Origin of the sequence: Psychrobacter sp. DAB_AL62B (assembly GCF_028895345.1) — a bacterium.
Taxonomy (GTDB): Bacteria; Pseudomonadota; Gammaproteobacteria; order Pseudomonadales; family Moraxellaceae; genus Psychrobacter.
This window is the reverse complement of the sequence record NZ_SAXC01000007.1, coordinates 154,735-162,072: the sequence shown is the minus strand read 5'-3', so window position 1 is coordinate 162,072 and position 7,338 is coordinate 154,735. Positions and strand designations below refer to the sequence as shown.

Sequence of the window (7,338 nt, the reverse complement as noted above, 5' to 3'; positions counted from 1 at the left end):
CTATTCGTGAAGGCGGCCGTACTGTAGGCGCTGGTGTTGTTGCTACTGTATTGAACTAAGATTTGAAACATCAGAGCAATCTGATGCTTAGTTTATGTTAAGTAGTTAGTTAAAAGCCGTTCTCTTTGTTGAGAGCGGCTTTTTTTGTGGGTGTTTGTAGCTAAAGTAAAGGGTTGTGATTATAGTGTTTATAGCTGAAGGAAAAACAATCTTAATTTAAAAAAAGACAGAAGAGAGCTGATGTTCAATATAGAAATACTAACAACCGACTTAGATGAAAGCATAGCAACCATTAAAAATGTCGCTGCTATCGAAGCGGTTGTCCAGTTGCAAGAGCCATGGACGTATCAAACACTTAACGATCTGCTCGAACAAGATAGTATCAGTCTAATGGTCGTTATTCATACTTCTAAAAACGAAGTGATTGGCTATTGCTTATACCAAGTATTGTTTGAGCAAGCAGAAATTTTACGTATTGGCACTCATCCTGACTATCAACGTCAAAGCATTGCTTCACAACTATTTTCTAAATTAAATAGGATTTTAAAAAATGAGAAGGTTGAGAGTTTATTATTAGAGGTGCGAGCAGATAATGCGCCTGCAATTGCTTTATACGAGCAGCAACGGTTTGAAGTTATTCATCGGCGCAAAGGCTATTATAAGATGACAGCTCAGCCAGCGATAGATGCTTTAATCATGCAGCGTATGTATCGTTAATGGCGTCAAATACCATTGAGCGAATGCATTAAAACGAAAACGCTATATTAATCAGATTTTATATCATTAAAGTGAGGGTGTTTGCTTTTTACAGACTTCAATATCAAGCTTGTATTCACTGTCTGCTTTCATATGTTCGAGAATATCAATGCGTTCGGTCAACATCTCTATCATCAAACTGATGGTAGCTTGTTGTTTTCTGATTTGAGTCAATTTTTGCTGGGTAAGGGTCAACTGTAAGTCAATATCGAGCTGCCCATCGTAATAATCGTTGAGGCTATCCTTTATTTCAGTCAGCGTAAAGCCAATAGCTTGCGCGCTTTTGATTAATTCAATGCGCTCAACACATTCTGGATGGAATTCAGTATATAGCCGCGAACCTGCCTGACGTTTACGAGATTTCAGCAGTCCTAATTGGTCATAGTGACGAATCGTATCTTTGGTGGTATTGGCTTTTGACGCCAGCTTTCCTATTAATAAAAATGATGTATCAGGTGCCATAATAAACTCATGGTTATAAGATGTAAGTGGCTGATTATATAGATAATGATTGTGGATGATACTTAACGATAATAATGATGCTTATCCAGTCAATTTAGACACTTAATTGCCATGGCTTTAAGGTATCAAGTAGCGATACTGGTAAAGGTTTATGAGAATCTTTGAGCCATCTGCTTGAACCATTAGCTATTAAAGAATCTAATTGGATTAAAAATTTCGCGCGCGATAAAGTAGTTGCGCCTAAACTCATCAGATGCTCATTGGGTAATTGGCAATCGACGAGCGCTACATGACTCTGATCACACAAGCGCATTAAGCCCCAAAATGCCAGTTTTGATGCATTGGAGGCACGATGAAACATCGACTCGCCAAAGTAAATACTGCCTATTTTTAAGCCATATAAACCGCCAATTAGCTGTCCTTTATCATCCCAAACCTCAATGCTATGGGCAAAACCTTGAGCGTGCAGCTCAGTATAAGCCTCAATCATCTCGTTATGAATCCAAGTATGTTCGCCCTCAGGCTGACTTTCATTAAGATCGTCATTGACGCCATTACTACGCGGTAAACTACAGGCGTATATCACTTCATCGAAAGCATGATTAAGGGTTAATTGCCAACGCTCACGGTTCGCTTGTTTGTGTAGTGATTTGCTCGGTTGATAGTCAGCTGGCACCATCACACATCGTGGCTCAGGACACCACCAAGCAATGGGTTCGTCTTCATTGAACCACGGAAATAACCCTTGCGCGTAAGCAGAAATCAGCGTTTCAGGTGCTAAATCTCCCCCAATAGCCACAATACCTATGCCATTAGGATCCACCATAGCAGGATCTGGGAAGTCATAACGCCCAAGACTTCTGATATTTTTACCAAAGGTCTCAGACGTCATATGAGCCGCATTGATATCAATATCAATGCGGTCGTCGTCTTTAGAAGAGTTGCTCACTTAAGCTTCTTTGTCTGCAGTCAACGTAGAGTCATAAGTATGATCACGAGCAACCGTTTCGCCTATTGCATCTAGATACTTTTCAGCATCGAGTGCTGCCATACAGCCTGTACCCGCAGAAGTAATCGCTTGACGATAAACATGATCTGCCACGTCACCTGCGGCAAAGACGCCTTCAATGCTGGTTTGGGTCGCATTGCCATTAAGTCCACTATTGACAATAAGGTAGCCATCTTTCATCTCTAACTGACCTTTAAATAAGTCAGTATTGGGCTTATGACCAATAGCGACAAACATACCGAACACATCCAGTTGCTTAGTGCTGCCATCGATCATAGATTCGATGACAACGCCATTAACGCCCATGTCATCACCAACCACTTCTTTTACGCTGTGGTTCCACTCGATTTTGATATTGCCGTTTTTAGCTTTTTCAAACAGTTTGTCTTGAAGGATTTTCTCAGAGCGCAAGCTATCACGGCGATGTACTAGAGTGACTTCAGCTGCGATATTTGATAAATACAGCGCTTCTTCAACAGCCGTGTTACCACCACCGATAACCGCCACTTTTTGGTCTTTATAAAAGAAGCCATCACAAGTTGCACAAGCGGAAACGCCAAGACCACGGAATTTAGTTTCTGACTCTAGACCTAAATACTGTGCTGATGCGCCTGTTGAAATAATTAATGCATCACAAGTGTAGTTGCCATTATTACCAGTCAGCTCAAAAGGGCGTACATTTAAATTAACTTCATTAATATGGTCATAAACCAGTTCAGTACCAAAGCGTTCGGCATGGGCTTTCATACGATCCATGAGCGCAGGACCCGTTAAATCATGTGCATCACCCGGCCAGTTATCGACTTCGGTGGTGGTCGTGAGCTGTCCGCCCACTTCCATGCCCGTAACCATAACAGGCTTTAAATTGGCGCGCGCCGCATAGACCGCTGCCGAATAGCCGGCAGGACCTGAACCTAAAATAATCAATTTTTCGTGGCGTGGAGCAGTATTATCAGTTGCCATAAGATTTCCTTGCTAGAGCAATAAAAGTGAAAAGGTTCAACGTTAAAATAATAAGTAGATATTATAAGTATTATAAAAGATAAGCGTAAAAATGACGACGTATCTGGTTTTTATCGTTGCTATGTGATAATAACATAAGGGCTAAGAGCAAAAAGTGCAAGTTTGCTAAAACAAATATGGGTATCATTAGAACTAAAGCATCTGACGCTTGAAATTTTAGTGGAAAAAGTGAGTTTATATTCAAATATAGTCATGGGAAAGTAATATTGATATATCACGTACTGCTAGTATGAATTTTTCTTGCTTGCTGTGCCTACGCAGACAGAGGCTACAAAAAATTTATACCAGCAGTACTGCAGCGTTGTTAAAGTATTCTGACTATGTTTTACTGCAAAAATAAAGTCAGTCTTTCTTAATAGCCGCATTTTTAACTAAATTAATGCCAGATTGATTTTCTTATGCTCTTTATTTATAAGACGGTCGCCACGGCAGCTATGTATTTGTTATTATAAGAAGTTGTATGCTGAGCACAAAATAAAAACAGTAACGCGTTTAATATTTTACGGTAATATTTTAGATACCGTTTTCGTATCATTACGCCGCATCAGTAGTAACCTATCGTAGCAGTCTTTATCAGGAATTTATGTCAGCATGATTAAGCTTAATCATGAGTTGGCGACCACTTAGTATTAACAACAAGGCAGATCTTACGTGATATCAGCACCACTTATTGATTATTTAAAAAAGGGCATATTTACCCTACTTGGGTCAATACTAGCGGTTTACTTGTTTGTCATTTTAATGACTTATACGGGTAATGATCCTAGCTGGTCGCACATCAGTAGTGATATGACTGCGATTAATAATATGGGCGGCGAGACGGGTGCTTGGCTATCAGATTTGCTCTACAGCTTTTTTGGTTTTGGCGCGTGGTGGTTGTTGGCGTTTTTGGTTTATGAATCTATCCTGATTTGGTGGGATAACAAACCAACATTTTGGCTACTACGCTTGGTTGCCTATGTGTTTTTAATATTAAGTGCCAGCGCTTTATTTGCGCAAGTGATTGCCTTGGTGCAGCAGGTAGCGGATCCCATGACGTCAGGTCTCAAGGGTGTTGCTGGCGGTATTATCGGTCTTGAATTACAAGCGCGGCTGGCTCAGCTGTTATCGCAGTGGGGGAGTGTGACGTTTTTGACAGTGTTCGTCATTATTACGGCCACGTTTGCTTTTAATATCCATTGGCTGACGATGTATGAAAAAATCAAGTCATGGTCGTGGCTTGGCTCTGGTATCAGAAACCAAGATAGTGAGTTTGATCATAGTCAAACATCACAAGAAGCCGATGCTGTCCAACAGGATGTTAATGACACTGTGATGGCTGAAAAAAACCAGCAAGAATATGAGCAATTACCGCTTGAGTTACAAGCGGCTGACCACGCTGGTAATAGGGAAAATGGAAGTAGAAGTGGTCGTTTCAGTAACGTTTTGACAGATTTTTTATCGACTTCAGGACTGGGTGCTGGCGTAAAAGCCTCTATGATAGCAGCGGCACAAGCAGCAAGTGATAGTGCAAGACGGGATGAGCAATTACAAACGGCTGCCACCATGCCTAGTAATGCCACCATCTCTAATATCAATCAAGCATCGACGCCTGTTGCAAATGCTCCAATAACACCGGTAAGAAAAGTTGAACCGAGTTTTGCATGGAACGATGCCAATACGGTTGATGATTTGTTGGCGAATGAGATGAATATGGGGCAGGATACGATACCTTATGATTCTGCTACGATAAACGCGCCACGTTCAGACGAGTCTGCCGCTGACTTTTTTACCAGCTCAGATATAGATACTTCTAATACAGAAGCGGATAACAAAGAACCTTCAACGACAAATATATCGTCTACTCAACCTGCTTTTGATACCAATCAAGAGAGTGTTCAGTTGCCTAACGAATCACAAGTCAATCCATTATTAAATGCCGAACATCATACGGATAATAATATTTCTGATGCAGCTGCTACAGCGCCCACTGTCGACACCTTAGTGGATGCATGGTTAGCAGAACATGCAGCAGTGCCTTCAGCTACCGAACTAGGTAAAGAGGAAGAAGCGCCAATATTAGAGACGGTATTTGCGCCTACTGTAGAGGTATCTGATAATTTAGTGAATGACTCAGTTAATAAACCTACTGATGACTTTTCTAATGAATGGTCTGTTGAAAAACCTGAGTTCTCAAATGACTTGGACTCTTCTTCTATAGCTGGCATGGCCAGTGCGTCAAAAGTGGTAAATGTGATTGCGCCAGCTTTCGAAACCACTGATATGAAGCCAACCAATACCCCGCCTGCTAACCCTAAGTTACCTCCTACGGTAGAAACTAGCGCTTCAATGCCAGATATCAAGCTCAATATCAAGCCAGATAATCAGCTGACAACAGCTACGGAGCCAACGGTAAGCTTTGCGGTGCCAGAAGGCGATAGCAGCAATCATATTACCGATATGATGCCGGAAGACGATAGCGTTGAAGATAGTAATGCGCCCGTTATGCCGCATATTAGTGATGATATTGCGTTCAGCCAAAAATCACGATCGATGCAAACGGCTGCTTATCGTAGCAGTCTGTCACCGATTCCAGAGATGTCTATTTTAGATAAGCCAGATCCCAATCGTCAGCCAAGCTATACGCTTGCTGAGCTTGAACAATTATCAGAGCTTTTGGAGATTAAGTTACAAGAGTTTAATGTAAAAGCAAACGTCGTCAATGCGATTCCAGGCCCAGTGGTGACACGCTTTGAAGTAGACCTAGCTCCTGGGATAAAAGCCAGCAAGGTCACGGGAATTTCACGCGATTTGGCGCGTTCATTATCAATGGCATCCTTACGTGTCGTCGAAGTGATTCCCGGTAAACCCTATATTGGCATTGAAGTGCCCAATAAACAGCGCGAAATGGTGCGCTTGATTGAGCTATTAGATACCGAAAAATTTAAAGATCCTAAAGCACAAATTAGTATGGCGATGGGTAAAGATATTGGCGGTAAAGCTATTATTACTGATCTTGCACGAGCGCCCCATATGTTGGTTGCTGGTACGACAGGCTCTGGTAAATCAGTCTTGGTCAACGCCATGTTACTATCGATGCTGCTTAAATATACGCCGAATGAGCTGCGGATGATTCTTATCGATCCTAAGCAACTTGAGCTTGCCAACTATAATGATATTCCGCATTTGCTGACGCCAGTCGTTACCGATATGACCGAAGCTGCCAGCGCTTTGTCATGGTGCGTCGCAGAAATGGAACGCCGTTATCAGCTGATGAGTTTATTAAAAGTCCGTAAGCTGAATGAGTTTAACAAAAAAGTTATCGCTGCTGAAAAATCAGGTAATCCCATGCTTGACCCATTATGGCGACCCAATGACAGCGTGAGTATTAGTCAAGCACCTAAGCTTAAAACATTACCGATGATTGTGATCGTTGCCGATGAGTTTGCTGATATGATTATGCAGGTTGGTAAGCAGGCGGAAGAATTAATTACACGCTTGGCGCAAAAGTCGCGGGCAGCAGGGATTCACTTAATCCTTGCGACTCAGCGTCCATCGGTTGATGTGATTACCGGTTTGATTAAAGCCAATATTCCAGTACGAGCGGCGCTACGCGTGAACTCAAAAGTGGATTCGCGCACTATTTTGGATAGTGGTGGCGCAGAAGATATGCTTGGTAATGGTGATATGTTGTTCTTAGGGCCCGGACAGATTGAACCGGATCGTGTCCATGGTGCCTATGTCAGCGATGAAGAGGTCAATAGTGTCTGTGATGCATGGCGTGAGCGCGGTGCACCTGATTATATTGATAATATGGCTGGCAATTTTGAGTTGTCTAGTCCCGGTGGCGGCAGTAGTGCCAGCGCCTCTGGTGAAGACGATGATCTTTATAATGAAGCCGTTGGTTTTATTATGGAGACACGTAAAGTTTCTGCTTCTAGTATCCAGCGTAAATTCAGCATTGGTTACAACCGTGCCGCACGAATTGTAGATTCAATGGAGGATGCTGGACTGGTCAGCTCAATGGGTAAAAGTGGTAAACGTGAGCTACTAATGTAAAAATATAAAGCTTAATTCAATGATAAAAAAGCGAGTTACTAAGTAAAGTA

Annotated in this window: 5 protein-coding genes; 2 read left to right on the top strand and 3 right to left on the bottom strand. The window is 42.0% G+C overall.

Annotation, left to right across the window (positions count from 1 at the left end; genetic code table 11):
* Positions 1-240: 240 nt before the first annotated feature.
* A complete protein-coding gene (rimI, locus tag EPB74_RS10440; protein ID WP_274904085.1) occupies positions 241-717 on the top strand; it encodes a ribosomal protein S18-alanine N-acetyltransferase in 477 nt (158 codons plus the stop codon).
* A 66-nt stretch (positions 718-783) separates the two neighbouring features.
* On the opposite strand, the gene EPB74_RS10435 is transcribed toward rimI, so the two are convergent.
* From EPB74_RS10435 to trxB, 3 genes are all read right to left on the bottom strand, one after another.
* Entirely contained in the window at positions 784-1,218 is a 435-nt protein-coding gene (locus EPB74_RS10435; RefSeq protein ID WP_079690920.1) for a MerR family transcriptional regulator, read from the bottom strand.
* Positions 1,219-1,312: 94 nt separating this feature from the next.
* Positions 1,313-2,110 (bottom strand): leucyl/phenylalanyl-tRNA--protein transferase, encoded by a 798-nt coding sequence (gene aat / locus EPB74_RS10430; protein WP_274904091.1) that lies wholly within the window; start codon positions 2,108-2,110, stop codon positions 1,313-1,315.
* Positions 2,111-2,167: 57 nt separating this feature from the next.
* A complete protein-coding gene (gene trxB, locus EPB74_RS10425) occupies positions 2,168-3,190 on the bottom strand; it encodes a thioredoxin-disulfide reductase (protein ID WP_274904084.1) in 1,023 nt (340 codons plus the stop codon).
* A 711-nt stretch (positions 3,191-3,901) separates the two neighbouring features.
* Here trxB and EPB74_RS10420 point away from each other — a divergent pair.
* A complete protein-coding gene (locus EPB74_RS10420) occupies positions 3,902-7,288 on the top strand; it encodes a DNA translocase FtsK (RefSeq protein ID WP_274904083.1) in 3,387 nt (1,128 codons plus the stop codon).
* Positions 7,289-7,338: the final 50 nt, after the last annotated feature.

Coding starts and splice junctions, on each gene's coding strand:
- aat (WP_274904091.1), bottom strand. CDS start 2,110: ATGACGTCTGAGACCTTTGGTAAAAATATCAGAAGTCTTGGGCGTTAT.
- EPB74_RS10435 (WP_079690920.1), bottom strand. CDS start 1,218: ATGGCACCTGATACATCATTTTTATTAATAGGAAAGCTGGCGTCAAAA.
- rimI (WP_274904085.1), top strand. CDS start 241: ATGTTCAATATAGAAATACTAACAACCGACTTAGATGAAAGCATAGCA.
- trxB (WP_274904084.1), bottom strand. CDS start 3,190: ATGGCAACTGATAATACTGCTCCACGCCACGAAAAATTGATTATTTTA.